24 protein-coding genes and 1 other RNA gene are annotated in these 23,880 nt (G+C 44.0%); 17 read left to right on the top strand and 8 right to left on the bottom strand.

From position 1 onward, the window contains the following. The first annotated feature begins 14 nt into the window (after positions 1-14). Positions 15-233 carry a formate dehydrogenase subunit delta gene (locus PSV17_RS10395; protein WP_300482296.1) on the top strand — a complete coding sequence of 73 codons (219 nt, stop codon included), beginning with the start codon at positions 15-17 and terminating at the stop codon, positions 231-233. 27 nt (positions 234-260) lie between these two features. On the opposite strand, the gene PSV17_RS10390 is transcribed toward PSV17_RS10395, so the two are convergent. The 4 genes from PSV17_RS10390 to trxA all read right to left on the bottom strand — a co-directional run bounded on the left by PSV17_RS10390 (position 261) and on the right by trxA (position 4,228). Further along, positions 261-1,877 (bottom strand): glycosyl transferase, encoded by a 1,617-nt coding sequence (locus PSV17_RS10390; protein WP_366910581.1) that lies wholly within the window; start codon positions 1,875-1,877, stop codon positions 261-263. Positions 1,878-2,096: 219 nt separating this feature from the next. Continuing rightward, complete coding sequence (locus PSV17_RS10385; RefSeq protein WP_300482291.1) at positions 2,097-2,339, bottom strand: type B 50S ribosomal protein L31; 243 nt, start codon at positions 2,337-2,339, stop codon at positions 2,097-2,099. A 164-nt stretch (positions 2,340-2,503) separates the two neighbouring features. Next, on the bottom strand, positions 2,504-3,763 hold the full coding sequence (gene rho, locus PSV17_RS10380; RefSeq protein WP_013149112.1) for a transcription termination factor Rho: 1,260 nt from the start codon (positions 3,761-3,763) through the stop codon (positions 2,504-2,506). A 138-nt stretch (positions 3,764-3,901) separates the two neighbouring features. Beyond that, positions 3,902-4,228: a thioredoxin TrxA gene (trxA, locus tag PSV17_RS10375; protein ID WP_013149111.1), complete on the bottom strand. Its 327-nt coding sequence runs from the start codon at positions 4,226-4,228 to the stop codon at positions 3,902-3,904. Positions 4,229-4,545: 317 nt separating this feature from the next. Here trxA and PSV17_RS10370 point away from each other — a divergent pair, with 317 nt between their 5' ends. Next, a complete protein-coding gene (locus tag PSV17_RS10370) occupies positions 4,546-5,025 on the top strand; it encodes a TlpA disulfide reductase family protein (RefSeq protein ID WP_300482289.1) in 480 nt (159 codons plus the stop codon). A gap of 30 nt (positions 5,026-5,055) precedes the next feature. On the opposite strand, the gene PSV17_RS10365 is transcribed toward PSV17_RS10370, so the two are convergent. From PSV17_RS10365 to PSV17_RS10355, 3 genes are all read right to left on the bottom strand, one after another. Continuing rightward, positions 5,056-5,373 (bottom strand): DUF3579 domain-containing protein, encoded by a 318-nt coding sequence (locus PSV17_RS10365; protein WP_300387094.1) that lies wholly within the window; start codon positions 5,371-5,373, stop codon positions 5,056-5,058. Between the two features lie 129 nt (positions 5,374-5,502). After that, on the bottom strand, positions 5,503-6,090 hold the full coding sequence (locus PSV17_RS10360; protein WP_300482287.1) for a BON domain-containing protein: 588 nt from the start codon (positions 6,088-6,090) through the stop codon (positions 5,503-5,505). A 146-nt stretch (positions 6,091-6,236) separates the two neighbouring features. Beyond that, complete coding sequence (locus tag PSV17_RS10355) at positions 6,237-6,590, bottom strand: YraN family protein (protein ID WP_300482284.1); 354 nt, start codon at positions 6,588-6,590, stop codon at positions 6,237-6,239. Between the two features lie 67 nt (positions 6,591-6,657). Between PSV17_RS10355 and rsmI the strand changes: the two genes are divergently transcribed. From rsmI to PSV17_RS10340, 3 genes are all read left to right on the top strand, one after another. After that, positions 6,658-7,515: a 16S rRNA (cytidine(1402)-2'-O)-methyltransferase gene (rsmI, locus tag PSV17_RS10350; RefSeq protein ID WP_300482281.1), complete on the top strand. Its 858-nt coding sequence runs from the start codon at positions 6,658-6,660 to the stop codon at positions 7,513-7,515. A 27-nt stretch (positions 7,516-7,542) separates the two neighbouring features. Then, positions 7,543-8,601, top strand: a complete 1,059-nt coding sequence (pyrC, locus tag PSV17_RS10345) for a dihydroorotase (protein WP_300482279.1) — start codon at positions 7,543-7,545, stop codon at positions 8,599-8,601. A 717-nt stretch (positions 8,602-9,318) separates the two neighbouring features. Continuing rightward, the gene (locus tag PSV17_RS10340; RefSeq protein ID WP_300482278.1) at positions 9,319-9,465 is read left to right on the top strand and encodes a hypothetical protein; all 147 of its coding nucleotides are present in this window, start codon (positions 9,319-9,321) and stop codon (positions 9,463-9,465) included. A 104-nt stretch (positions 9,466-9,569) separates the two neighbouring features. Here PSV17_RS10340 and ung read toward each other — a convergent pair whose 3' ends face one another. Next, positions 9,570-10,265: a uracil-DNA glycosylase gene (gene ung / locus PSV17_RS10335; protein WP_300482277.1), complete on the bottom strand. Its 696-nt coding sequence runs from the start codon at positions 10,263-10,265 to the stop codon at positions 9,570-9,572. A gap of 89 nt (positions 10,266-10,354) precedes the next feature. Here ung and rnpB point away from each other — a divergent pair. The 12 genes from rnpB to murC all read left to right on the top strand — a co-directional run bounded on the left by rnpB (position 10,355) and on the right by murC (position 23,876). Continuing rightward, an RNA gene (rnpB, locus tag PSV17_RS10330) (RNase P RNA component class A) lies at positions 10,355-10,710 on the top strand. Positions 10,711-11,221: 511 nt separating this feature from the next. Beyond that, the gene (mraZ, locus tag PSV17_RS10325) at positions 11,222-11,668 is read left to right on the top strand and encodes a division/cell wall cluster transcriptional repressor MraZ (protein ID WP_300387077.1); all 447 of its coding nucleotides are present in this window, start codon (positions 11,222-11,224) and stop codon (positions 11,666-11,668) included. Between the two features lie 110 nt (positions 11,669-11,778). Beyond that, a complete protein-coding gene (rsmH, locus tag PSV17_RS10320; protein ID WP_300482330.1) occupies positions 11,779-12,726 on the top strand; it encodes a 16S rRNA (cytosine(1402)-N(4))-methyltransferase RsmH in 948 nt (315 codons plus the stop codon). After that, on the top strand, positions 12,723-13,079 hold the full coding sequence (gene ftsL, locus PSV17_RS10315) for a cell division protein FtsL (RefSeq protein WP_300482274.1): 357 nt from the start codon (positions 12,723-12,725) through the stop codon (positions 13,077-13,079). Before rsmH ends, ftsL begins: the two co-directional genes overlap by 4 nt. Further along, positions 13,079-14,839 (top strand): penicillin-binding protein 2, encoded by a 1,761-nt coding sequence (locus tag PSV17_RS10310; RefSeq protein WP_300482271.1) that lies wholly within the window; start codon positions 13,079-13,081, stop codon positions 14,837-14,839. Before ftsL ends, PSV17_RS10310 begins: the two co-directional genes overlap by 1 nt. Then, complete coding sequence (locus PSV17_RS10305) at positions 14,836-16,308, top strand: UDP-N-acetylmuramoyl-L-alanyl-D-glutamate--2,6-diaminopimelate ligase (protein WP_300482269.1); 1,473 nt, start codon at positions 14,836-14,838, stop codon at positions 16,306-16,308. Before PSV17_RS10310 ends, PSV17_RS10305 begins: the two co-directional genes overlap by 4 nt. Further along, positions 16,305-17,711, top strand: coding sequence for a UDP-N-acetylmuramoyl-tripeptide--D-alanyl-D-alanine ligase (gene murF, locus PSV17_RS10300; protein ID WP_300482267.1), 1,407 nt, complete (start codon positions 16,305-16,307; stop codon positions 17,709-17,711). Before PSV17_RS10305 ends, murF begins: the two co-directional genes overlap by 4 nt. Beyond that, entirely contained in the window at positions 17,712-18,815 is a 1,104-nt protein-coding gene (mraY, locus tag PSV17_RS10295; RefSeq protein WP_300482265.1) for a phospho-N-acetylmuramoyl-pentapeptide-transferase, read from the top strand. A 26-nt stretch (positions 18,816-18,841) separates the two neighbouring features. Next, positions 18,842-20,224, top strand: coding sequence for a UDP-N-acetylmuramoyl-L-alanine--D-glutamate ligase (gene murD / locus PSV17_RS10290; RefSeq protein WP_300482263.1), 1,383 nt, complete (start codon positions 18,842-18,844; stop codon positions 20,222-20,224). Beyond that, entirely contained in the window at positions 20,221-21,384 is a 1,164-nt protein-coding gene (gene ftsW, locus PSV17_RS10285; protein ID WP_300482260.1) for a putative lipid II flippase FtsW, read from the top strand. The genes murD and ftsW overlap by 4 nt, the downstream gene beginning before the upstream one ends. Continuing rightward, complete coding sequence (gene murG / locus PSV17_RS10280; RefSeq protein ID WP_300482258.1) at positions 21,381-22,448, top strand: undecaprenyldiphospho-muramoylpentapeptide beta-N-acetylglucosaminyltransferase; 1,068 nt, start codon at positions 21,381-21,383, stop codon at positions 22,446-22,448. The genes ftsW and murG overlap by 4 nt, the downstream gene beginning before the upstream one ends. A 9-nt stretch (positions 22,449-22,457) precedes the next feature. Continuing rightward, entirely contained in the window at positions 22,458-23,876 is a 1,419-nt protein-coding gene (gene murC, locus PSV17_RS10275) for a UDP-N-acetylmuramate--L-alanine ligase (protein ID WP_300482256.1), read from the top strand. Positions 23,877-23,880: the final 4 nt, after the last annotated feature.

The raw sequence follows: 23,880 nt of genomic DNA, 5'->3' as shown, positions 1-23,880 counted from the left end.
AGAAAAGTAAAAAAATGGATATTCAACGCTTAATTTCAATGGCTAATCAAATCGGTGATTTTTACGAATCATATCCAAACCAAAGCCACGCTCAAAAAGACATTGCAGAGCATATCAATAAATTTTGGGCATTGTCTATGCGTAAGCAAATTTCAGAGTATGTTAATCAACAAAGCGGTACTGGCATACACGCTCAAGTGCAGAATGCAATTAAAACACACATATTACTTTGAAAAATTTTATTAACAGCTATTGTTAAACTACTTTACGCGCTGAAATAATCTAAAACCTTCTTTTCTATCAGCGGCCCGTTTGCCCGACCAAACCTGATTCCACTCTTGGCCAGGCTGCATTTTTCCTATGCCTTTTACATCTTGTATAAAGTAAAAGTCACAACTCAATTGTTGTGTTGTTTCAAATGGCTGAAGCTGGATATTGGTGTAGTAGTTAAGCAATAAGCTTTGTTGCTGTCCAACATTCAGACTGTTCATGCAATTGTAGGTTTTTGGTAGTACTTTATTCATGCTTAAAAATACACCCTGATAACTTTTAGCAGAGTCAATTAATGGTAGCCATAGCGTCATTAATAACCCCCATGCAAAGGTCATGCCTACTGCCCAATTAGTCACTGTGGACTTATTGGTTTGCTTAGCGCGCATACAAGTTAATACCCATATGACAGTAATTACTAGCGCGATAAGGAATGCTAACCAGTTAAAATTGGTTTCATATGCACCTGATAAGAACTGCATACGCTCTTTAATTTTGGAAGGATAATCTGTCAGCATAGACAGCCAGCCCAGCCAAATTAGCACGCCAATTAAACCAAATAGCATCACACCAAACCAATTTAAGGCCGCCGCCGCACCTCGTTTTAGATGCTCTACGCTACCTGCACCCAACGCTACGAGTGGTAACAGTAAGGGTAGTGCATTGATGTCTTTAGAGTTAGCGCCAAAACCTAAGAAAAACAAAGCGCAAATAAAAAAGCTAATCATTAGCTGAAATTTAGGTTTGTTAAGTAATTGTTGGCGATAGTGCCATAAGCCTAATAGTGCCAATGGCAAGGCAGGCCAAGCGTACCAAATCAGAATACGCAAAAAATACAGGTGATTGAGTTGATTAAAATTATTGAGATTATATTGCCACCAGCTTAATAGCATTGCTGGGTAGTAATACTGCAGTAACAAAACCCAAGTTAAGATAATGGGCGTAGCAATTAGGTTGGCTACGCCCAGGAATTTTACAAAGCCTTGTGTTCGCCAAATTTTGAATATTAAAGGGAGTATTAGTGCGGTACTTAGTAAAATAAGTACTGGCATAACGCCAAAACTTAAGAAACCAATGCCAAGCGCTGCTCCAAAAAGGCCACTTGCACGCCAAGGGCGGCGTTTAGACAGTGCTAATGCATAAAAACCAGTCGCTAAGCATGTTAGGTTGGAAATCTCTGCGCTTAAGCTATGTGCGCTGATAATCAAACCTATCGTACCTATCATAATAAATGTGGCGTGACGCCCAACTCCATGCGTCCAGAGTTCACGACCAGTCATCCCCACCATGAGCAATAATATGGCTAGCCAAATGGTATTAAATAGCCTAGCGCCATCATGAATGCTCAATAGTGGAGATAATAACTTTGCGCTAGCGGCAGCACTTAAGTAGTAAAGAGGTGGGATTGAAGGGAATGATTCGCCACTGACCATAGGTGCCAGTAGGCTACCACCATCCAAAATATTTTTGACAATATTAATGCTGGTGGACTCCAGCGGTTTCCATGGCGCATGGCCAATTAAACCTAACACAATCCAGATTGCACATAATAAAAGTAATAACTGTGTTTTTGCCCCATCACCTATACGTGCTCGGGGGGTAGACATATTACCTTGCCAGTCGTGATCCAGTTGAAAGCGCATAATGATGAGTCGTAAAGTTTGCTTTTATTAGTCTTAAGTAGTTATTTTAACCGATTGTGCTACTCTGCAAAAAATTCTGTTGAATTAAGTAAAGATATGTTATCGGTACCATGCTTTGATCTGAGAAAACAAAAAAGGCAGCCTGAGCTGCCTTGATATTTGCAATCTAGATTGCAAAATTGATTACATACCGTATTTTTTACGGAATTTATCAACACGACCAGCGGTATCTAAAATCATTTGTTTACCTGTGTAGAACGGGTGTGATTTTGAAGATACTTCGATTTTAACCATTGGATATTCTTTACCATCTGTCCATTTGATTGTGTCGCGCGCTACGATTGTAGAGCGTGTGATAAAACTAAAGTCTGCACCGATGTCTTGAAAAACAACGTCGCGGTATTCTGGATGGATTCCATCTTTCATAATATAGCCTCAATATGTGTTGCCGAAAGATACGGCACTATTTAGTAATTCGTTAGTAAGTGCAAATTGCTGTAAAAATACAGTTTTGCTGTAACCGCGCATTATATTTGCATTCTGGTTCGTGCGCAAGGTTATGCGATAATTAAGCTGATAATCTAGCTTAATTAGCCACGGCGCATGCTGTCAAAAAAGTCAGCGTTGTTTTTCGTGGCTTTGATTTTGTCTAGCAAGAACTCCATCGCCTCTAAATCATCCATAGGATATAGAAGTTTGCGAAGCACCCATATTTTCTGTAACACATCTTTTTCGATAAGAAGCTCTTCACGACGCGTACCAGATTTATTCACATTGATTGCAGGATATTGACGTTTTTCAGCCATCTTACGATCAAGATGGATTTCCATATTTCCCGTACCCTTGAACTCTTCATAGATGACATCATCCATGCGAGAGCCAGTATCAACAAGGGCTGTAGCAATGATAGTTAATGAGCCACCTTCTTCAACGTTACGCGCCGCACCAAAGAAACGTTTTGGACGTTGCAATGCGTTGGCATCCACACCACCAGTTAACACTTTGCCTGATGATGGAATGACAGTATTGTAAGCTCGTGCTAAACGCGTAATAGAATCTAGCAGAATAACCACGTCTTTTTTATGCTCAACCAAACGTTTAGCTTTTTCAAGCACCATTTCAGCCACTTGCACGTGACGTGTTGCTGGCTCATCAAAAGTTGAGGCAACGACTTCGCCACGTACTGAGCGTGTCATTTCTGTCACTTCCTCAGGACGCTCATCAATTAACAGTACGATTAAAATCACATCTGGGTGATTAGCGGTAATGGCGTGTGCGATATTTTGCATCATGACAGTTTTACCGCTTTTCGGGCTGGCAACTAGCAAACCACGCTGACCGCGACCAATCGGTGCAATCATGTCGATGACACGACTGGTAATGTTCTCAACGCCTTTAATATCACGCTCTAATGTGAGCGGAATCGTTGGGAATAGGGGTGTTAAATTTTCGAATAGAATTTTATGTTTTGTATTCTCAGGCGCTTCACCATTCACTACATCCACTTTAACTAGTGCAAAGTAACGTTCACCATCTTTAGGAATGCGAATTTCACCTTGTATGCTGTCACCTGTGTGCAGATTAAATCTGCGGATTTGTGAAGGCGATACATAAATGTCATCTGGACCAGCCAAATAGGATGTATCTGGTGAGCGTAAAAATCCAAATCCATCTTGCAAAACTTCAAGTGTACCGTCACCAAAAATGCTTTCACCTTTTTTCGCTTTATGTTTCAAAATGGCGAAAATCAAATCTTGCTTGCGCATTCGGCTAGCATTATCAATTTCATCGGCGATAGCCATTTCTACTAGCTCTGTAACGGGTAAGTGCTTAAGATCGGATAAGTGCATGGAGGCTCACTAAAACAAGAATTGTGTGGGGCAGGATTGAGTACTACAGATTTAAATTAAAGGATAATTCAAAAAATGCTTGATTTGTAAGGAGTTTAGAAATCAAGCATTTGTGATGACAGGTACAGCGTAAATGGTTTAGATGTTGCTGTCAATGAATGCAGTTAATTGAGATTTTGACAATGCGCCGACTTTTGTCGCTTCTACATTACCATTTTTAAATAACATTAATGTTGGAATGCCGCGAATACCGTATTTTGGAGGTGTTAATTGATTGTCATCAATATTAAGTTTACCGACTTTAAGGCGACCAGCATACTCTTTAGAAATTTCATCTAAGATTGGTGCAATCATTTTGCAAGGACCACACCATTCTGCCCAGTAATCAACTAAAACAGGTAGTTGTGACTGCAGAACGTCTTGTTCAAAACTTGCGTCGTTAAGGTGTGTGATATGTTCGCTCATGGAAAACCTCTAATTGGTTAATGCTTTTAAAATATTAATTACGTATCGTAACGAAAAAAACTGGTTTAGTGAAGTGCAAAATGCGAAAGATCGTTAAAAGTAACTTTATCATGTTAAATGATGTCAGATAATGACTGTATTCATTAATTAAAGTTTTACTAATTTATGAAGCTATATTATTTGCGTTCAAAATTACGCGATTGCATTACAAATTAGTAATAATAATCACAGCTGTACTATTATTGTATGTATTAATAAATTATCCGCTGAATGGTAGTTTATTTGATTTCAATCCTAGCTTTTTAGAAAACTCTTCAATGCGCCAACTTTTACTTAGCCTTTCATTTTTACTGTTGATTACAACTAATTCGCAGGTGGTAGCCGCGGAGAACACACTTGCTTCTATGGAGCTAAAAGACACCGCTGGCGTTAACCACAAACTGGCTGCTTACAAAGGTAAATGGGTGCTTATAAACTACTGGGCGACTTGGTGTCCGCCCTGTTTAGAAGAGGTGCCAGATTTGGTCAATCTTTATGATCATCGCAAAAATAAAGATTTAATGATAATAGGTATTGCTTTTGACTATAAAAGCACTAAAGAAGTAGTGGATTATGTGGATGATATGTTGATGTCGTATCCGATTGTTCTAGGTGATGATGGGATTGCTGCACAAATTGGAACGGCAGATGTATTGCCCACCACGTTTATTTATAATCCAAAAGGTGAATTGGTTAAAATTAAACGTGGCTTAATTACCAAACAATATATTGAAAAAATCATTGGCGTAGCTAAATAAGCGGTATTTTGTAAATACCATCGTATTTAGCTAGTGTGGCACCGCGATGCTATTGCCTTCAGCGTCTAAAACATTAAGCTGATTTTCATCAGCAAAGTGCATCAATTGTGCATAACCTGCAGGATTTACTGTTTTAAGCTTCAAGTCCACCGCTAGGCAACGTACACCATTTACCACTTTTGGTTTCAAATAAGGCGAGTATTTTAGTTTGCGGTCTTCACCGAACGTAGCATAAGTACTACACATACGATCCACCCAATCGCTAGGGCGAAAAGGTTTGCCTGCACGCGTGTTACCTTCGATGATAATTTCGCCGCTTACTTGTGTCATTGTGGGTTGTGTTGTCATTTGTATTCTACCAATTAGTTAGCTGTATTCCAGAGCTGTCCTGTACTATTTTTGCCGCATATTATAGCATTTTCAACTAAGATCCACGCTTTAAGCTTGTGAGAAGCTTTAAGCGTGGACACTCTAAATTTATGGCATGTATTCGAATACTTTAACCACTTTAGTGACTCCCTCAGTGTTGCGGGCGACCTCTACTGCGTCTGCGGCTTCTTGATTTGTGACGATACCTAATAAGTAAACCACGCTATTTTCGGTGACTACTTTTACATAGTTAGCGGGGAATTTATTTTCTGTCACAAACTGTGCTTTGACTTTTGAGGTGATATAGCTATCGTTGCTACGTGAACCAATAGTTGATTTTGGCCCAACAGTAATTTCATTGGTGATGGAGCTTACGTTAGCGATTTCTTTTACCAAGCTTTCAGCTTTAGACTTAGACTCCGCTACTGGTACTTCCCCAGTAAGTAGCACATTGCGGTTGTAGCTGGTGACGTTCACATGCGCGTACTCGCCCAAGTTCGTTTCCATTTTCTTAATGGCTTTAAGTTCTATATTTTGATCTTCCACATAAAAGCCAGAAGTGCGTCTATCGGCGGCTATTGCGCCAGTCGCTGCGGCTCCACCCACGATAACAGGTACGCATGCGGTGATTTGGGAAATGAGTGCTGCAGAAAGGACAAATTTTAGGATATATTGTTTGTTCATGTTTGACTTCATAGATTGCTCCTTAACGATATTTTAGAAACCGCTTTAGATAATTGCTTTAGTTAACCCCTAGGTTAATTTTTAACTTATATTTTTAAGCTTTGATATTTTTTTACTTAAGCCCTTTTAAGCAGCATTTTTCGCGAATGATACGCTTATTATGCGTCGAATGCATTACGAACCCATTCAATATGGCTAGCATCGGCTTTATTCATTAAAATGGCGTCAAATCGGCATTGGCACTCGCCATATTGCTGTAAATAATGCTGTGCAGTCAAAATGAGCTTTTGCTGCTTCTGAGATGTAATGCTAGCACCAGCGCTGCCAAACTGGCTGTTTGATCTTAACCTAACCTCAATAAATACCAAGGTTTTGACGTCTTTCATAATCAAATCAATTTCGCCGTATTTACAATGATAGTTCTGCGTCACCAATTTAAGGCCGTGATTCACCAAAAAAGTTGCAGCTAACTTTTCTGCTTCAAGTCCTGCGTTGTTTTTGCTTAATTTCATAGGCGAGATATTGGCTAAAGCTGTAAACTTCTAGTATGAACGATTTTAAATTAAATGGCTGGTCTGCATGAGCGCGGTTACATTAGTAGGTACATTATATGTGGTTGCAACGCCCATCGGCAATTTGGGCGATATGACCATTCGCGGCTTAGAAACACTTAAAACGGTAGATGCGATTGCGGCTGAGGATACGCGCCATACCTCGGGCTTGCTATCGCATTTTGGCATTAGCAAAAAACTTATCGCTGTGCATGAACATAATGAACATCAGTCGGCAGAGAAGTTACTCACACAACTTAAGGCGGGTGAAAATATTGCCTTAGTCACAGATGCTGGCACGCCTGGCATTAGCGACCCCGGTGCGGTGGTGGTGAATCTAGTGCGTCAGGCAGGCGTTAAAGTGGTGCCGATTCCAGGGGCGAGTGCAGTCATTGCGGCATTGTCAGCTTCTGGCATTACGCAAAATGGCTTTCACTTTCATGGTTTTTTACCCGCCAGCGGTGCAGCGCGCCGTAAAGTATTGGAAAGTTTAAAATCGCAAACGGTGACTTTGGTCTTCTACGAAGCGCCCCACCGCATTGTTGAGTGTGTGGAAGACTTGGCAAATGTGCTTGGCAATGAACGCCGTTTGACCTTCGCCCGTGAGCTCACTAAGACTTTTGAAACGTTTTACACTTGTGCGGCGGGTGATGCCAGCGCTTGGCTGCAGGCCGATACCAATCAACAGCGTGGCGAATTTGTATTGTTGGTAGAAGCCGCTGCGGTCAAAGAATCAGAAGAGATTCCAGAAGAAACGGTCAGAGTATTGAAGTTGTTACTTGCCGATTTACCGCTTAAACAGGCGGTAAAATTAGCCACTGAAATCACGCATGAAAAGAAAAATGTGTTGTACGAATTTGCATTAAAGCTAAAAGAAAATACTTAAATTAATTAATTGGTTAAGCTCTTAAATATGACTATTTCAAACTCACTTACCACGACTTCAATTAAAATCACGCGCCCAGACGACTGGCACTTACATTTACGCGATGGAGCTGCTTTGAAAGCTGTGTTGCCAGATACGGCTCGCCAATTTGCTCGCGCCATTGTTATGCCAAATCTACGCCCGCCTGTGACCAATACTGAGTTAGCCGCGGCTTATCGCCAGCGTATTGTAGATGCGCTACCCGCAGGCGCGGAGTTTGAGCCGCTGATGACTTTGTATTTGACAGACAACACCACGGCGGAAGAAATAGTCAAAGCAAAAACCAGTGGCATTATTCACGGTGTAAAGCTTTACCCAGCAGGTGCCACCACCAATAGTGACTCAGGCGTGACAAGTTTAGATAAATGCGCCAGTGCATTAGAAGCGATGGAAAAGCTAGGCATGCCGCTTCTAACGCATGCGGAAGTCACCGATGCCGATGTGGATGTATTTGATAGGGAGCGCGTATTCATTGAGCGCCATATGATTCCGCTACTAAAAAAATACCCCGCGTTAAAAATAGTATTTGAGCATATCACCACAAAAGACGCGGCAGACTTTGTGATGAGTGCGCTAAGCAATGTCGCCGCGACGATTACCGCACATCATTTATTAATGAACCGAAACGACATGTTTAAAGGCGGCATACAGCCGCATCATTACTGTTTACCAATTTTAAAACGCGAAGAGCATCGTGTGGCATTGGTAAAGGCCGCAACTTCTGGCAGCCCTAAATTCTTTTTAGGTACAGATAGCGCACCGCATGCTAAGCATACAAAAGAAGCAGCTTGCGGATGTGCGGGTATGTATACAGCACATACGGCGATTGAGCTTTATGCGGAGGCGTTTGAGGCGGCGGGGGCTTTAGATAAGCTGGAAGGATTTGCGAGTTTTTATGGCGCGGATTTTTATGGTTTGCCGCGGAATAAAGCGCAGATTGCTTTGGTGAAAGAACGTTGGAAAGTGCCAGAAAGTTTGCCGTTTGATGGGGCTGATGTGTTGGTACCATTGAGGGCGGGGCAAGACCTTAATTGGAAGTTGAGCTAATCAATAAGTGGCGAGTAAAGGCGAGTTAGCTATATGAGCATCTCACGCAATCAGCTAGTTTTGGCTTTGAGTCTAGCTCCGCTGATCATAGTAATGTTTTTGTGGTCTGAGATTTTTCTTTGGTCTAAAGTTGTTTATCTTCCGAGATGGACTGAAATCTTGCCCACCCCAATTTTTGCTGGTGCTTACATTTTTTACTGTGCCTAACCCCAGCTGCGTTTCTTACATCCTCACATGCTGTAGCCATGCGTACGCTGCTTTCGGTCGTTGCTATTGCACCCTTGGCTGCTGTTTCAACCTTTGCGCTAAACTCTGTACATCAAAATAAATACCTTCTGTTTAACGTTGTGTTCGATTACGTTTGGTCAGTCCTATTTTGCTTGCTACTTCCAGGCATGGCGTTGATAATTCTCAGAAGACTTGTGTGTTTTCTGAGGTGATATGGCTAACCTAGCGCTCACTCCCTTGGGTGGCTGCGCGACAAAGCCGTATAGTACCTGTTAGCTCTATGTTGGCGGTCATCGTTATTGTCGTTATCTTGACGAGTATTGTAATAGGTTGCTTTCGCGCAACACACGAGTTACTTTCTTTTGCTTAGCCAAAAGAAAGTAACCAAAGAAAAGGCTACCCCCTACCGCTTGATTCCTATTCTACTTAGCTTCATGGGCGGCAATCGGAAACTCGCTACGCTCAAACAGCCGCTTGCCGAAAGCTCCCATGAAACTAAGTAGAACAGGCGCGGTAGCAGGGGACTTAAAGTCAAAAACAGCGTTGAGTTTTCATGGTTGGTGGTTTAATGCAAAAATCTCTCGTTCGTCATTCTCGCGAAGGCGGGAATCCAGTTTTGATGGCGGTGATGATTGATTATTGATTGATAGATTGTGACTACTCGCGCTACCTAGACCCCGCCTCGCGCGGTAATGACGGATAGGGTGCTTAATAATTAAGTGGCAAGTTTTATCTGTGGTTTAAAGCTGCCACTCAATCGGGCTTTGCCCATGTTTGCTTAAGTAATCGTTAATCTTTGAGAATTGATGGTTGCCAAAGAATCCGCGGTGCGCGGATAAAGGCGAGGGGTGGGGTGATTTAAGTACCAAATGTTTTTTGGCATCTATTATTTCCCCTTTTTTCTGCGCATAGCTGCCCCATAACACAAACACTAAACCCTCTCTTTGTGCATTTAAAGCGGCAATTGTGGCATCAGTAAAGGTTTCCCAGCCACGTTTTTGGTGTGAGCCTGCATTGGCCATTTCAACGGTTAGTGTTGCGTTGAGTAGCAATACACCTTGATTCGCCCAAGGTGTCAGGTCTCCTTTGTTACTCATTTTTACGCCTATGTCTGCTTCAATTTCTTTAAAAATATTCTTCAGTGAAGGTGGTAAAGCCACACCTTCAGGCACTGAAAAGCTTAAGCCGTGGGCTTGAGGTTGTTCTTTATCTAGGCCGTGGTATGGGTCTTGTCCAATAATGACCACTCGCACTTTATCAAAAGGAGTGTGATTAAATGCATTAAAAATCAATGGACTAGGTGGAAATGTGATTTTTCCGTTTGCTTTTTCTTGTTTTAAAAAAGCCCGCAAAGCTTGCATATAAGGTTTATCGAATTCCTCACCAATCACTGCTTGCCATGAAGCATGAAGTTGTCCGACTTTTTCTAGAGGCATGATTAACTATAGTAGTTATTTGATTGGTGCATTATAACTGCTCTAGATTGTTTAAGGATTGCATCTTGTGACGTGTTAAAATGCATATTGAAGCTGGCTAGACAGTCGCCGCTCACGTAAGTGAGGGGAGGAAAGTCCGGGCTGCACAGAGCGGGATGACGGCTAACGGCCGTACGTTGAAAGCTTGGGTAACCAAGTATAAGGCGCGGAATAGGGCCACAGAGACGAGCGTATTTAGTTACGGTGAAACGCGGTAACCTCCATTCGCAGCAAGACCAAATAGGCTAGCACTTTACTCTGAGGTTGATCCTTGGGGTAATAAGGCGTGGCTCGCGCTGCTAGCGGGTAGGTTGCTTGAGCGAGCAAGTAATTGTCCGCCTAGATGAATGACTGTCAGCCTTAGCAATAAGGCCTACAGAACCCGGCTTATCGGCCAGCTTCTTTTCACTCTTTACTTGCCACTTTAGTGGCTTATCGCACCAATCTTGCTGCTTCAGTAGCTTTAGATTGGTGGTGATGCCAAGCACTGGTAGTAAATAGGGGAAGACCTTTACGGTCTTTGTTTCAAATTCAGCTTACCTTTTTAAGGTGATAATTAAACAGCCTCTGTATTTTTTATCTTTTAAACCCTGCCAATTACAATTCAATCGCTTTCATCATTGTTCTGATAATCTACATTCACTTAATTTCGTATGTGCTTAATTTATAACGATATTATATTTAGCATGAAAATGCGCTAAGTCATTGAGATATAAAGAAAAAATAGTAAAAAAGGGCTTGCATTGCCCTATTTTTTTATCTATAGTTCATCTTAGTGGGGAAAAGTGGGTTTTTGTGGAGATTTCTACTTAAACCTAATTTTTAACTGAGGCTAAGGGCGGTTAGAAATTCCTCACTTTTTTTATCATATTTTTTGCCATATTTTGTGGCGACCAATTTAGGTTAATTATTTAAACATGTTTCGCGGCGCGACATCATTAAGTTTGGATGCTAAAGGCAGATTAGCAGTGCCAACTAAGCACAGAGAGGCTTTGCAGCTTCAATGTGCTGGTGATTTGGTGTTGACCGCGCATCCACATCGTTGCTTGTTGTTGTATCCGCAGCCTGCTTGGGAACCGATTCAGGCCAAGATGATGGCGTTGTCATCCTTCGACAAGCAATCAAGTGCTTTGCAGCGTTTGTTGGTTGGGTATGCTGAAGATGTGGCTATGGATAGCGCTGGTCGTATGTTGGTGTCACCTGTATTGCGTGACTTTGCAGGGTTGGATAAAGAAGTGATGTTGGTAGGCCAAGGCAGTCACTTTGAATTGTGGAATATGGAAGCTTGGCGCGCGCAACTGGCGCAAGTAATGCAAGACGACAACTTCTCTATGCCATCAGAACTCGAGGGCTTCTCTCTGTGATTAAGGGCGTGAACAGCGCGCCCAACAAAGCCTCCCTGACTTTAAAAGAAACGTCACCAAAAAAAGCGTCTGCAAAAGGCGCTTTAAATTTAGAAAAGCAGCAAACAGAAGTGTCTGACTTAACAAATCAAAATTCCCACATTACGGTACTGCTTGAAGAAGCTGTGCAAGCGCTTGCTATTAAAGCGGATGGCGTTTATGTGGACGGCACATTTGGTCGCGGCGGACATTCTAGAAAAATATTAGAACAACTTGGCGAAAAAGGTCGTTTGATTGCGTTTGATCGTGATTTGAAGGCGATTGAATCAAGTAAAGAAATTACAGATTCACGTTTTAGCATGGTGCATAGCCATTTTGCGGGTATACAGGCCGAGTTGAGCGAAATGGGTATTTCAAAAGTAGACGGTATTTTGCTGGATCTAGGTATTTCATCACCGCAAATCGATGATGCAAGCCGAGGTTTTAGTTTTAGGTACGATGCGCCGCTGGATATGCGCATGGATCAAAGTAGTGGGCAAACAGCGGCAGATTTTCTAGCCAATACAACGGAGCAGCATTTAGGGGAGGTTATAAAGAATTATGGTGAAGAACGGTTTGCTAAGCAGATTGCAAGGGCGATTATTGCGGAGCGCAATGACGGGCGCGCCATCACCACTACAGGGCAACTTGCCAAGATCGTGGCAGGGGCAGTCACGCGGTTTGAGCCTGGGCAGAACCCCGCCACGCGTACATTTCAAGCTTTACGGATTTTCGTCAATCAAGAGCTTGAGGAGTTATCGCTAACGATGCCGCAATGTTTGGCATTGTTGGCGCCACAAGGTCGATTAGCTGTGATTAGTTTTCACTCGCTAGAAGATCGTATTGTGAAGCAGTTTATTCGCGACCAAGCGAATCGCGATGATTTACCTGCTAACTTTCCAGTGCGTGCGGCAGATTTACCGCAACCAAAATTACAGAGTGTGGGCAAAACAATTAAGCCAAGTGCTAAAGAAGTGAAAGCGAATCCGCGCTCAAGAAGCGCGGTATTGCGTGTGGCTGAAAGAACGCACGTAGCATGACGCGTCTAAATCTCATTTTGTTTTTTGCGTTGATGTTTTCAGCTTTAGGGCTAGTAAATTCACAGCACAAAGCGCGTAATCTTTATATTGAATTAGAGCGGGTAAACCAAACCGCAAAACAAACTGAGCAAGAATATGGTCAGTTGCAGCTCGAACAAAGTACTTGGGCTATGCATTCGCGCATTGAGCAAATTGCCTCGCAAAAAATGCAAATGCAGGTGCCAGATGCTAAACGGGTGCAAGTGATTTCAGCAGCAGACCGGCAAGCGGCTGCTGTACCGCCAACTCCAGTACAGCCAACTTTAGTTGAGCCAGCCCCCCAATCAAGCCAGCCAAGTAAGGGTACGCCATAATGGCTTTTCGCCCATTCACTCGGTCATCAATTCCTGCGCCTTTTGTGGTGAAATTGCCAGCGTGGCGTCGTCGCCTGTTGCTCATCGCAGTGTTGTTAGGTTTTTTGGCCCTGTTAGGACGTGGCGTTTACTTACAAAGTATTCATAAAAAATTCTTGCAAGACAAAGGCGATGCGCGCTACAGCCGCAACCTTATTTTAACTTCTCAGCGCGGGAAAATAACGGATAGACATGGTGAGCTGCTGGCTATCAGCACGCCAGTAGAATCCGTTTGGGCTAGCCCACCCGATGTTGTGATTAATGCCGCTCAAACAAAACAAATCGCAGCATTGTTAAATTTAAAGGTTGATGATGTTAAGAAAAAGTTAGCCAATGATGAGCGTGAGTTCGTGTATCTAAAACGCCGCATTTCTCCCGAATTGGCGGCAAAGGTAATGAAACTTGGTATTCCTGGTGTTGAGTTGCAACGTGAATACAAGCGTTATTATCCAGCTGGGGATGTCACTGCACATATGGTCGGTTTTACTGGCCCAGGCGATAAGGGTACGGGTGATAGAGGGTTGGAGGGCTATGAGTTAGCGATGAATGGCCCGCTGTCTGGCGTGGATGGTAGTCGTCGCGTCATTAAAGATAGATCTGGACATATCATCGAAGATTTGCAGGCTGTCAAAGTACCGCAAGATGGTCGTGACATTTCCTTGGCGTTAGATCTTAGAATTCAATATATTGCCTATCGTGAATTGGTCAAAGCTGTAGAGGCTCATAAGGCAGCGGCTGGCGCGGCAATAGTGTTGGACGCTAAAACAGGAGAAGTGTTGGCAATGGCGAATGTGCCAACTTATAACCCGAACAATCCTGTCAATATTAAGGGTAAAACTCGTAATCGCGCGATAGTTGATATTTTTGAGCCAGGTTCAACATTAAAACCAGTGACTGCGGCTGCGGCGCTTGAGTCAGGTCAATATACGTCAGAAACCAAAATTCAAACTTCACCAGGTAGCTTATCTATTGGACCTGCCACTATTCATGATTCTCATCCACAAGGAATATTAACGGTTGCGCAAGTAATACAGAAGTCCTCTAACGTAGGTGCTTCTAAAATCGCACTCACGCTAGATAAGCAATATATGTGGAATGTCTACAACGAGTTAGGCTTAGGACATGTCGAAGGTGTTGGCTTTCCAGGTGAGGCTACTGGCAGATTGCGCGCATATAAAAGTTGGCGCCCTATTGAAATGGCAACCATGTCTTTTGGTCATGGTATTAGCTTAACTTTGTTGCAACTGGCTAGGCTTTACACCGTATTTGCTAATGAGGGCGAGTTGCGCCCAGTGTCACTACTTAAAATTACTGAAACGCCAATCGGCCAACAAGTATTTTCTGCGGCTACAGCAAATAGTGTAAAAGATATGCTGGAATTGGTTGTGCAACCAGGTGGTACCGCGGTAAAGGCGCAAGTGCTGGGTTATCGGGTCGGTGGCAAAACAGGTACTGCGCACAAGCCGGGCGTGCGTGGTTATGAAGAGAGTAAATACGTTGCTTCATTTGTAGGATTGGCTCCGGCCTCTAATCCGCGCTTTATTATTGCGGTAATGATAGACGAGCCAAATAATGGTGCTTATTACGGCGGTACAGTGGCTGCACCTGTGTTCAGTACGATTATGGCAGATACTTTGCGATTGTTTTCGGTGCCGCAAGACGCGCCTGATAATAATGTGGTGCTTGAAAGTAATGCTGAAGATGTGAAGGAGGGTATATGAGTATTCTCTCTTCATTCAATCAATCATTCACTTCTATCACTGCAGATAGCAGAAAAGTGCAAGCTGGTTCGCTATTTTTGGCGTATCCGGGCTTACATAATGATGGTCGCCAATATATTGCTCAAGCCATACAAGCTGGCGCTTCGGCCGTGATTTGGGAACAAGTTGGTTATGCTTGGAATGACGCATGGAGTAGTCAAGTAAGCAACCTAGCTGTGCAAGATTTAAAGCAGCATGTAGGCCGGATTGCTGCAGAGTTTTATCAAAATCCATCAAGCAAATTAACCATGGTAGGTGTAACTGGCACGAATGGTAAAACTTCGGTGAGCCAATGGCTTGCTCAATGTTTGACCTTGTTAGGCAAGAAAACAGCGGTGCTTGGTACGATAGGGAATGGTTTTTTAGGTGCTCAAACTGAGGCAGCTAATACCACGCCAGATGCGATATTGCTGCAAGCGATGTTGGCCGATTATGTTGAGCAACAAGCTGATGCGGTTGCGATGGAAGTTTCATCGCACGGCTTAGATCAAGGGCGCGTGAATGGCGTGTCGTTTGATGTTGCAGTACTTACAAATTTGAGCCGGGACCATTTGGATTATCACGAAACCATAGAGGCTTATGCCGCTGCCAAGCAGAAACTATTTGCTTGGGAAGGTTTAAGTACGGCAATCATCAATATCGATGATGCGTTTGGCCAGTCATTAACAAACACGCTAAAGGCGCAAGCTAAACCCTATTTAACATACGGTTTAACAAGTGCAGATGTGCAAGGCAGTGAGTTGAAATTGCATGATGCAGGTTTGACTATGCAAGTAAGTACGCCGCAAGGTTCTGCTTTGTTTAGCGCGCCAGTACTTGGTAGGTTTAACGCATATAACGTGTTGGCGGTGCTGACAACATTATTGGCACTTGAGGTGAGTTTGCCTGATGCGTTAGACGCTATTGCAAACATTAAACCTGTACTCGGACGCATGCAACAATTTGGTGGTGGAGCATTGCCTTTGGTCGTGATTGATTATGCACACACACCAGATGCCTTAGAAAAAGTATTAAGCACATTAAAAGAGCAAATCGATTTAGCCGAAAATTCTGCCAAATTAATCTGCGTATTTGGCTGTGGAGGCGACCGTGATGCAGGTAAGCGCCCGCTAATGGGTAACATTGCCAGCAAGCTTGCAGATCAAGTGTATGTAACTTCAGATAATCCACGTAGTGAAAATCCAGCGACCATTATTGCTGCCGTTGTCAGCGAGATGAAGGCTGGCTATGTGATCGATAGTGACCGTGCTAATGCAATAAACGCGGCGATTTTGGGTGCAAATGCAGAGGATATTGTTTTGGTGGCTGGTAAGGGTCATGAAAACTATCAGGAAATTTCAGGAGTTAAGCTGCCGTTTGATGATGCGTTGATTGCTCAAGCTGCACTAAAGCAGTATCAAGCTAAATCCAGAAACGGAGTTGCAAGATGATGTTGCTATCCGAAGCTGCAAAAGCCATGCAATCTACAATATTAGGCACAGACTTGGTGTTCACAAGTGTGGGTACAGATAGTCGTAATGTGACCAAAGGTCAGCTATTTGTTGCCTTGAAGGGTGATAACTTTGATGGACATAGCTTTGCTGCGCAAGCCATTGCTCAGGGCGCGGCTGCTGTATTAATTTCAGATAAAAACTTGAATGTGCAGCCTGCCATATTAGTCGAAGATACATGCAAATCGTTGGGCGAATTAGCTGCATATTGGCGCAGTAAATTTAGCATACCACTCGCGGCGGTAACGGGTAGTAACGGTAAAACAACTGTAAAGGAAATGCTGGCTTCAATCTTAAGAGCTGACTGCAAACAGTCCGATGAAGTATTAGCCACCGTGGGTAACTTAAATAACCACATTGGTTTGCCACTTACTTTGCTTAAGTTGAATGCTCAGCATCGTTATGCTGTGGCTGAAATGGGTATGAACCATACTGGCGAAATCAGCTATTTATCTAAAATTGGCAAGCCAACAGTCGCGTTAATTAATAACGCTGGCAATGCGCATATTGGTGAGCTTGGTTCATTTGAAGCGATTGCGCGAGCAAAAGGTGAAATACTTGAAGGTTTGGCAGCGGATGGCACGGCGGTGATTAATGCCGATGATGTGTTTGCTCCGCTATGGCTGAGCTTGGCTGGACAGCGCAAAACCATGACTTTTGGGCTAAAAAATAATGCGGATGTGACTGCTCAATACCAGCTGCATGCGAGTGCAAGTGATATTGAAATCACAACGCCACTAGGTGATGTAAAAGTAATTTTACCAACCCCAGGTTTGCACAACGTAATGAATACGCTCGCGGCAAGCTCTGCGGCGCTGGCGATGGGTGCGACACTTAAAGCGATTGCAACAGGGCTTGAGAATTACGCAGGTGTAAAAGGCCGCTTACAGCAAAAATCAGGATTAAACGGTGCTTTGGTCATCGACGATACCTATAACGCAAACCCGATGTCGATGAAGGTGGCGATTGATGTATTGGTCGCGATGCCTGGTGAAAAAATATTGGTACTTGGCGATATGGGTGAGCTGGGAGATAACGCGGCAGAAATGCACGCAGAAATAGGCGCTTACGCAAAAGCAAGTGGTCTGAATGCCTTGTATCTTTTGGGCGAAATGAGTGTGGAAACCGCAAAAGATTTTGGGGAAGGTGCAAGACACTACTCAACGCCTCAAGCTTTAAGCGCTGATTTAGTTAAGCAGATGAAACAGGGCGTGAATGTGTTGGTGAAAGGCTCGCGCTTTATGGCGATGGAGCGTGTGGTCGATGAAATCGTCATCAAAGCAAAAGACTTAAAAAGTTTAAGTAGAGAAAACATAAGCACAAAAAATGGAGAGGAGCACTAAATGTTACTGACATTAGCGCAGTGGTTGTCACATGATATTCGCGGGTTTCATGTATTTAATTACATCACTTTGCGTGCTGTATTAGCCACGCTGACTGCTTTAGCGATTTCATTCATTGTTGGTCCAAGCATGATACGCAAATTGACTGAGTACAAGGTCGGTCAGGCGGTGCGTGATGATGGCCCGCAAACACACCTTATTAAAACTGGAACCCCAACCATGGGCGGTGCCTTGATACTGGTTGCAATTGCAATCTCTACCATTCTCTGGGCAGATTTAAGCAATCGTTTTATATGGGTTGTTTTAGCGACAACACTAGGCTTTGGCGCAGTGGGTTGGGTGGATGATTACCGCAAAGTGGTTTACAAAAACCCAAAAGGTTTATCTGCAAAAGCGAAGTTCTTTTGGCAAAGTTTGATTGGCATCGCTGTCGCAGTATTTTTATACAAAACCTCTACAACACCTGTGGAAACTACACTTATCGTTCCATTCTTTAAGCACTTAGTGCTGCCTTTAAGCGCAGTAGGCTTTATCGTGCTGACCTATTTAGTCGTTGTGGGTAGCAGCAATGCCGTGAATTTAACCGATGGTTTAGATGGCTTGGCTATTCTGCCAACCGTTATGGTAGCGGCGGCATTGGGCATTTTTGCATACGTTGCAGGGCATTTGTACTTTTCAAAATACTTAGGTGTTCCTTATGTTGCTGGTGCAGGTGAGTTAATGGTGTTTTGTGCCGCCATGGCTGGTGCTGGTCTTGGTTTCTTATGGTTTAACGCCTACCCAGCTGAGGTATTTATGGGTGACGTAGGTGCGCTGGCACTTGGTGCGGCGTTAGGTATTGTTGCAGTGATTGTGCGTCAAGAAGTCATCTTATTCATTATGGGTGGCGTGTTTGTGGTGGAAACGTTCTCGGTAGCCGCGCAAGTGATGTATTTCAAATACACCAAAAGGAGATTTGGCGTCGGACGACGCATTTTCTTAATGGCGCCATTGCACCACCACTACGAAGAAAAAGGCTGGAAAGAAACACAAGTCGTCGTGCGCTTTTGGATTATCAGCATGATGTTGGTGTTGATTGGTTTAGCTAGTTTGAAATTGAGATAAATAGGTAGCTTATTAAATACATCAATATGAAAATCGCCTTAAAAGACAAAAAAGTATTAGTGCTAGGCCTTGGTGAAACGGGTCTATCTTCCTTGCGCTGGCTCGCCGCGCAGGGTGCACTGTTGTCTGTGGCCGATACGCGTGAAAATCCTCCAGGTTTGGATGTTTTAAAGACTGAGCTGCCACAAGTAACTATTCACACTGGCGCGTTTAAAGCGGCTAGTTTTGCTAATGTTGACTTAATTGTTGCCAGCCCAGGTGTGCCTTTAAGCGAGCCTGAAATTCAAGCGGCTATTCAACGCGGCGTGAGTGTTGTGGGCGATGTTGAATTGTTTGCGCAATATCGGCCAGCTAGCGCCAAGGTGATTGCCATTACTGGCGCGAATGGCAAAACAACAGTCACGACTTTGGTCGGTGAAATGTGTAAAGCAGCTGGTTTGAAAACCATCGTAGCTGGCAACATTGGCTTGCCAGTGCTAGAGGCGCTAATGATGGAAACGCCTGATGTATATGTGCTTGAGCTTTCTAGCTTTCAGTTGGAAACAACCAGTAACTTACAAATTGATGCCGCTACCATGCTCAATCTATCTGAAGACCACATGGATAGATACGCAAGCTTTCAAGATTACGCAATTGCGAAAGCGCGAATTTTCTACAATGCCAAGCTGCAAGTGCTTAATCGCGATGACGCGTGGAGCATGATGATGGCGCGTCCAAAATTAGCTCAGGTGACATTTGGTTTGGACGATGGCAATGGAAATAACAGTGAAGAAAACTCATACGGATTAAAACAAGTTGATGGCGAAACATGGCTTTGCGAAGGCGATAAAGAGCTTATCAACTTGCAAGATTTGAAAATTGTTGGTCTGCATAACGCGGCTAACGCTTTGGCGGCGGTTGCGCTGTGCCGCGGCATTGGTGTTGATTACGCCCACATCATTCAAACACTTTACAACTTTAAAGGTTTGCCACATCGCGTTGAATGGGTTGCCAATATTGATGACGTAGATTATTACGATGATTCAAAAGGTACTAACGTCGGTGCCACTTGCGCGGCACTTAATGGTTTAGCGCAAAAAGTAGTGTTAATCGTTGGCGGTGATGGTAAAGGTCAAGACTTTACGCCGCTTGCTGCTGCGGTAGCAGAGAACGCAAGTGCAGTGGTGTTGATTGGTCGCGATGCCCCGTTGATTGAGGCGGTGTTAATACCAACCAATATTCCGCTTTATCAAGCGATTGATTTGCCTGAAGCGGTAAATATTGCAAAAAAATTAGCTAAAGCAGATGAGGCAGTATTGCTGTCACCTGCTTGCGCAAGTTTTGATATGTTTAAAAACTACGTGCATCGCGCAGAAGTGTTTGTGGCGGCGGTGACTGCATTAAAAACCAGCTTTAAGGAGCAAGCATGATTGCTGCCATGCTCAATCGCGAACGTATTAACTCCCCAAGCTACGATCAAGGTTTACTGTGGGTTGTACTTTGCTTGCTAGGCATTGGGTTAGTGATGGTGTACTCAGCCTCCATTGCCATTGCCGAAGCCGACAAAGGCGTTGGTTATAACAGTAGTTACTATTTAGTGCATCAGGCGATATTTATGGTAGTGGCACTCAGTGCGGCATTTGTGGCATTTAACGTGCCCATTACTTGGTGGCAAAAAATGGCGCCCTATCTATTTTTGATTGGTTTGGCATTGCTGGTCTTGGTGCTAATCCCTGGCATAGGCTTAAAGGCAGGCGGTAGTCGTCGTTGGTTGCGTTTGTTTGTGATTAACCCTCAACCATCTGAGTTTATGAAACTGTTTGCAGCCATGTATGTTGCTGACTACACCGTGCGCAAAGCAGCTGTGATGGATAGTTTTAGACACGGTTTCTTCCCAATGTTAATGGTGATGTTAGTGGTAGGAGGCTTGCTGTTACGTGAGCCAGACTTCGGTGCATTTGCGGTCATCGCTGCCATCTCAATTTCTATTTTATGGTTGGGTGGTATTAACGGACGTATTTTTGCAGGCTTGCTGGTATTGCTGGTCGTCGGGTTTGTCTTTTTGATTTGGAGTTCGCCGTACCGTTTGGAACGAGTGATTGGCTTTATGGATCCATGGGCTGACCCATATGGAAAAGGCTACCAACTTTCACACGCGCTGATTGCATTTGGCCGCGGTGAGTGGTTTGGAGTAGGTTTAGGCGCCAGCGTAGAAAAATTGCTTTATTTACCAGAAGCACATACCGACTTTTTATTAGCGGTGATTGCAGAAGAATTGGGTTTTGTTGGTGTGTTAGGTGTAATTGGATTGTTCTCATGGATAGTCATTCGCTCATTTGGTATCGCCAAAGAATCAATCGCCAATGAACGTTATTTCGCCGCGTTGTTGTCGCAAGGTATAGGCGTTTGGATAGGCGTGCAAGGCATCATTAATATGGGTGTAAATATGGGGCTGTTGCCAACTAAGGGTTTAACTTTACCACTCTTGTCATTTGGCGGTAGCGGCATATTGGCTAACAGTATCGCTATGGCGATTATGCTCAGAATTGATTTCGAGAACCGTCGCTTGCAAAAAGGCCTGCCAGCATGAATGCACCGGTGAAAACGTTAATGGTGATGGCAGGCGGCACGGGTGGTCATGTTTACCCTGCAATGGCTGTGGCTGACCATTTGAAAAATCTAGGTTGGAAAATCGTGTGGCTTTGCACAGAAGGCGGCATGGAAAATCGTTTGATTGAAAATAAAGGCTACGAAAAAGCCATGATTACCATGCGTGGCGTGCGCGGCAACGGTTTAATGGGTTGGGTGCTGCTTCCAGTCAAACTAGCCAAAGCTTTTACGCAAAGCGTTACTGCTATACGTCAACATCAGCCAAACGTGGTGTTGGGTATGGGTGGCTTTGCTGCATTTCCAGGTGGGCTAATGGCGAAATTGTTAGGCAAACCGCTAGTGATACATGAACAAAACTCTGTTGCTGGCTTAACCAATAAAGTATTAGCAAAATTTGCAACGCGTGTTTTGGCTGCATTCCCGAGTGCATTTGCTAACAAGGCACAATTAGTGGGTAACCCTGTACGCGCAGATATTACTCAAATAGCCGCACCTGAAAATAGAACAAATACTGGTGCTTTACGCATGCTAGTTGTAGGTGGCAGTTTGGGTGCGCAAGCTTTGAATGAAGTCATACCAAAAGCACTTGCTGAAATTAACATTGAAAATCGTCCGCAAGTCGTGCATCAAGCCGGTGAAAAGCATATTGCAACGCTACAAGCCAATTATCTGGCCGCTGGCGTAAGCGCCGGTGCGAAAGCTTTTATTAATAATATGGCTGATATGTATGCGTGGGCTGATGTGGTGATTTGTCGTGCGGGAGCGCTGACAGTTGCAGAGCTTTCTGCCGCGGGCGTGGCGAGTGTGCTTGTGCCATTTCCACATGCTGTGGATGACCACCAAACTTCTAACGCAAAATATTTATCTGATGCGGGTGCTGCGATTTTGCTGCCGCAACCAGAGTTTACAGTACCAAAAGTAGTGGCGTTGTTAAAAGATTTAAGCCGCGAAAAATGCCTAGATATGGCGATTAAAGCACGTGCATTAGGCAAACCAGAAGCGACCGCAAGTGTAGCGAAAATTTGTATGGAGGTAGCGCTTTAGCGCAAAAACATGAAACATAAAGTTAAAAACATACATTTTGTTGGTATCGGCGGCTCTGGTATGAGCGGCATTGCAGAAGTGCTGATTAACCTAGATTTCAAAGTTTCAGGCTCTGATTTAGCCAGTAACGTTACGACTAGGCGTTTACAAAGTTTCGGCGCAATCGTGCATCAAGGTCATGTGGCAGAAAATCTAGGTGATGCGGATGTGGTCGTGGTTTCAAGCGCAGTGAATGAAGAAAACCCAGAAGTAAAAGCTGCGCGAGCGAAAAATATTCCTGTAGTGCCACGTGCGTTGATGCTAGCTGAGTTAATGCGCTTTAGGCAAGGTATCGCCGTAGCAGGTACACATGGCAAAACCACTACGACGAGCTTAATCGCAAGTATTTTGGCTGAAGCGGGTATGGACCCAACTTTTGTGATTGGCGGCAAATTAGAAGCAGCCAATGCTAACGCTAAATTGGGTACAGGTGAATACATCGTGGCAGAGGCGGACGAATCAGATGCTTCGTTCTTGCATCTCACACCCGTCATGGCGGTAGTGACCAATATCGACCAAGATCACATGGATACTTACGAACACAGCTTTGATAAGTTAAAAAGCGCGTTTGTAGAATTTTTACAACAATTACCATTTTGGGGTATGGCAGTGGTTTGTATCGACGATGCCAATATTCGCGAGATTCTGCCACGCGTGACTAAGCCCGTGATGACTTATGGCTTTAGTGAGGATGCGCGGGTTAGGGCTATTAATGTGCGTGCTGATGACGGAAAAATGCATTTTACCGCGCAACGCATCAATGGCGTGGTAACTGAGTTTGATGTGACCCTGAATCTGCCAGGCAATCATTATGTACTTAACGCACTCGCGGCGATTGCGATTGCCAGCGAGTTGAATGTGCCTGATACAGCGATTATCAAAGCATTAAAGGACTTTAAAGGTGTGGGCAGACGTTTTGAGCGCTACGGAGAAATTGCAGTAAAAGGTGGCGGTGCGTTTACCTTGATTGATGATTATGGGCATCATCCAGTTGAGATGCAGGCAGTGATAGCCGCTGCACGCGCCGCTTTCCCAAACCGCCGATTAGTGATGGCATTTCAGCCGCATCGTTATACGCGAACACGTGATTGCTTTGAAGATTTCGTACGCGTACTTTCAAGTACTGACGTGGCATTACTCACCGAAGTGTATTCGGCAGGTGAAGCGCCTATTGTGGCGGCGGATACACGTGCTTTGATTCGCTCAATTCGTATTGCAGGCAAAGTTGAGCCGCTATTTGTAGAAACGACGGACGAGTTGCCAGAAGCGATTTTAAACATGGCGCAAGCCAACGATGTGGTGATTGTGATGGGCGCTGGTTCGATAGGGCATGTTGCAGAAAAAACCAGAACCTTGGCGGCAAGTGTTTTAGAAGTGGGAATGTATTAACGTG

This window comes from Methylotenera sp., from assembly GCF_029946165.1.
In the GTDB taxonomy this organism is placed as follows: Bacteria; Pseudomonadota; Gammaproteobacteria; order Burkholderiales; family Methylophilaceae; genus Methylotenera.
Note: the sequence above shows the minus strand (reverse complement) of the source record. Positions and strands in the feature narration are given on the sequence as shown.

Bases quoted from the DNA above. Each gene is read 5' to 3' on its own strand.
- PSV17_RS10395 (WP_300482296.1), top strand. From the start codon at position 15: ATGGATATTCAACGCTTAATTTCAATGGCTAATCAAATCGGTGATTTT.
- PSV17_RS10390 (WP_366910581.1), bottom strand. From the start codon at position 1,877: ATGTCTACCCCCCGAGCACGTATAGGTGATGGGGCAAAAACACAGTTA.
- PSV17_RS10385 (WP_300482291.1), bottom strand. From the start codon at position 2,339: ATGAAAGATGGAATCCATCCAGAATACCGCGACGTTGTTTTTCAAGAC.
- rho (WP_013149112.1), bottom strand. From the start codon at position 3,763: ATGCACTTATCCGATCTTAAGCACTTACCCGTTACAGAGCTAGTAGAA.
- trxA (WP_013149111.1), bottom strand. From the start codon at position 4,228: ATGAGCGAACATATCACACACCTTAACGACGCAAGTTTTGAACAAGAC.
- PSV17_RS10370 (WP_300482289.1), top strand. From the start codon at position 4,546: ATGCGCCAACTTTTACTTAGCCTTTCATTTTTACTGTTGATTACAACT.
- PSV17_RS10365 (WP_300387094.1), bottom strand. From the start codon at position 5,373: ATGACAACACAACCCACAATGACACAAGTAAGCGGCGAAATTATCATC.
- PSV17_RS10360 (WP_300482287.1), bottom strand. From the start codon at position 6,090: ATGAAGTCAAACATGAACAAACAATATATCCTAAAATTTGTCCTTTCT.
- PSV17_RS10355 (WP_300482284.1), bottom strand. From the start codon at position 6,590: ATGAAATTAAGCAAAAACAACGCAGGACTTGAAGCAGAAAAGTTAGCT.
- rsmI (WP_300482281.1), top strand. From the start codon at position 6,658: ATGAGCGCGGTTACATTAGTAGGTACATTATATGTGGTTGCAACGCCC.
- pyrC (WP_300482279.1), top strand. From the start codon at position 7,543: ATGACTATTTCAAACTCACTTACCACGACTTCAATTAAAATCACGCGC.
- PSV17_RS10340 (WP_300482278.1), top strand. From the start codon at position 9,319: ATGAAACTAAGTAGAACAGGCGCGGTAGCAGGGGACTTAAAGTCAAAA.
- ung (WP_300482277.1), bottom strand. From the start codon at position 10,265: ATGCCTCTAGAAAAAGTCGGACAACTTCATGCTTCATGGCAAGCAGTG.
- mraZ (WP_300387077.1), top strand. From the start codon at position 11,222: ATGTTTCGCGGCGCGACATCATTAAGTTTGGATGCTAAAGGCAGATTA.
- ftsL (WP_300482274.1), top strand. From the start codon at position 12,723: ATGACGCGTCTAAATCTCATTTTGTTTTTTGCGTTGATGTTTTCAGCT.
- PSV17_RS10310 (WP_300482271.1), top strand. From the start codon at position 13,079: ATGGCTTTTCGCCCATTCACTCGGTCATCAATTCCTGCGCCTTTTGTG.
- PSV17_RS10305 (WP_300482269.1), top strand. From the start codon at position 14,836: ATGAGTATTCTCTCTTCATTCAATCAATCATTCACTTCTATCACTGCA.
- murF (WP_300482267.1), top strand. From the start codon at position 16,305: ATGATGTTGCTATCCGAAGCTGCAAAAGCCATGCAATCTACAATATTA.
- mraY (WP_300482265.1), top strand. From the start codon at position 17,712: ATGTTACTGACATTAGCGCAGTGGTTGTCACATGATATTCGCGGGTTT.
- murD (WP_300482263.1), top strand. From the start codon at position 18,842: ATGAAAATCGCCTTAAAAGACAAAAAAGTATTAGTGCTAGGCCTTGGT.
- ftsW (WP_300482260.1), top strand. From the start codon at position 20,221: ATGATTGCTGCCATGCTCAATCGCGAACGTATTAACTCCCCAAGCTAC.
- murG (WP_300482258.1), top strand. From the start codon at position 21,381: ATGAATGCACCGGTGAAAACGTTAATGGTGATGGCAGGCGGCACGGGT.
- murC (WP_300482256.1), top strand. From the start codon at position 22,458: ATGAAACATAAAGTTAAAAACATACATTTTGTTGGTATCGGCGGCTCT.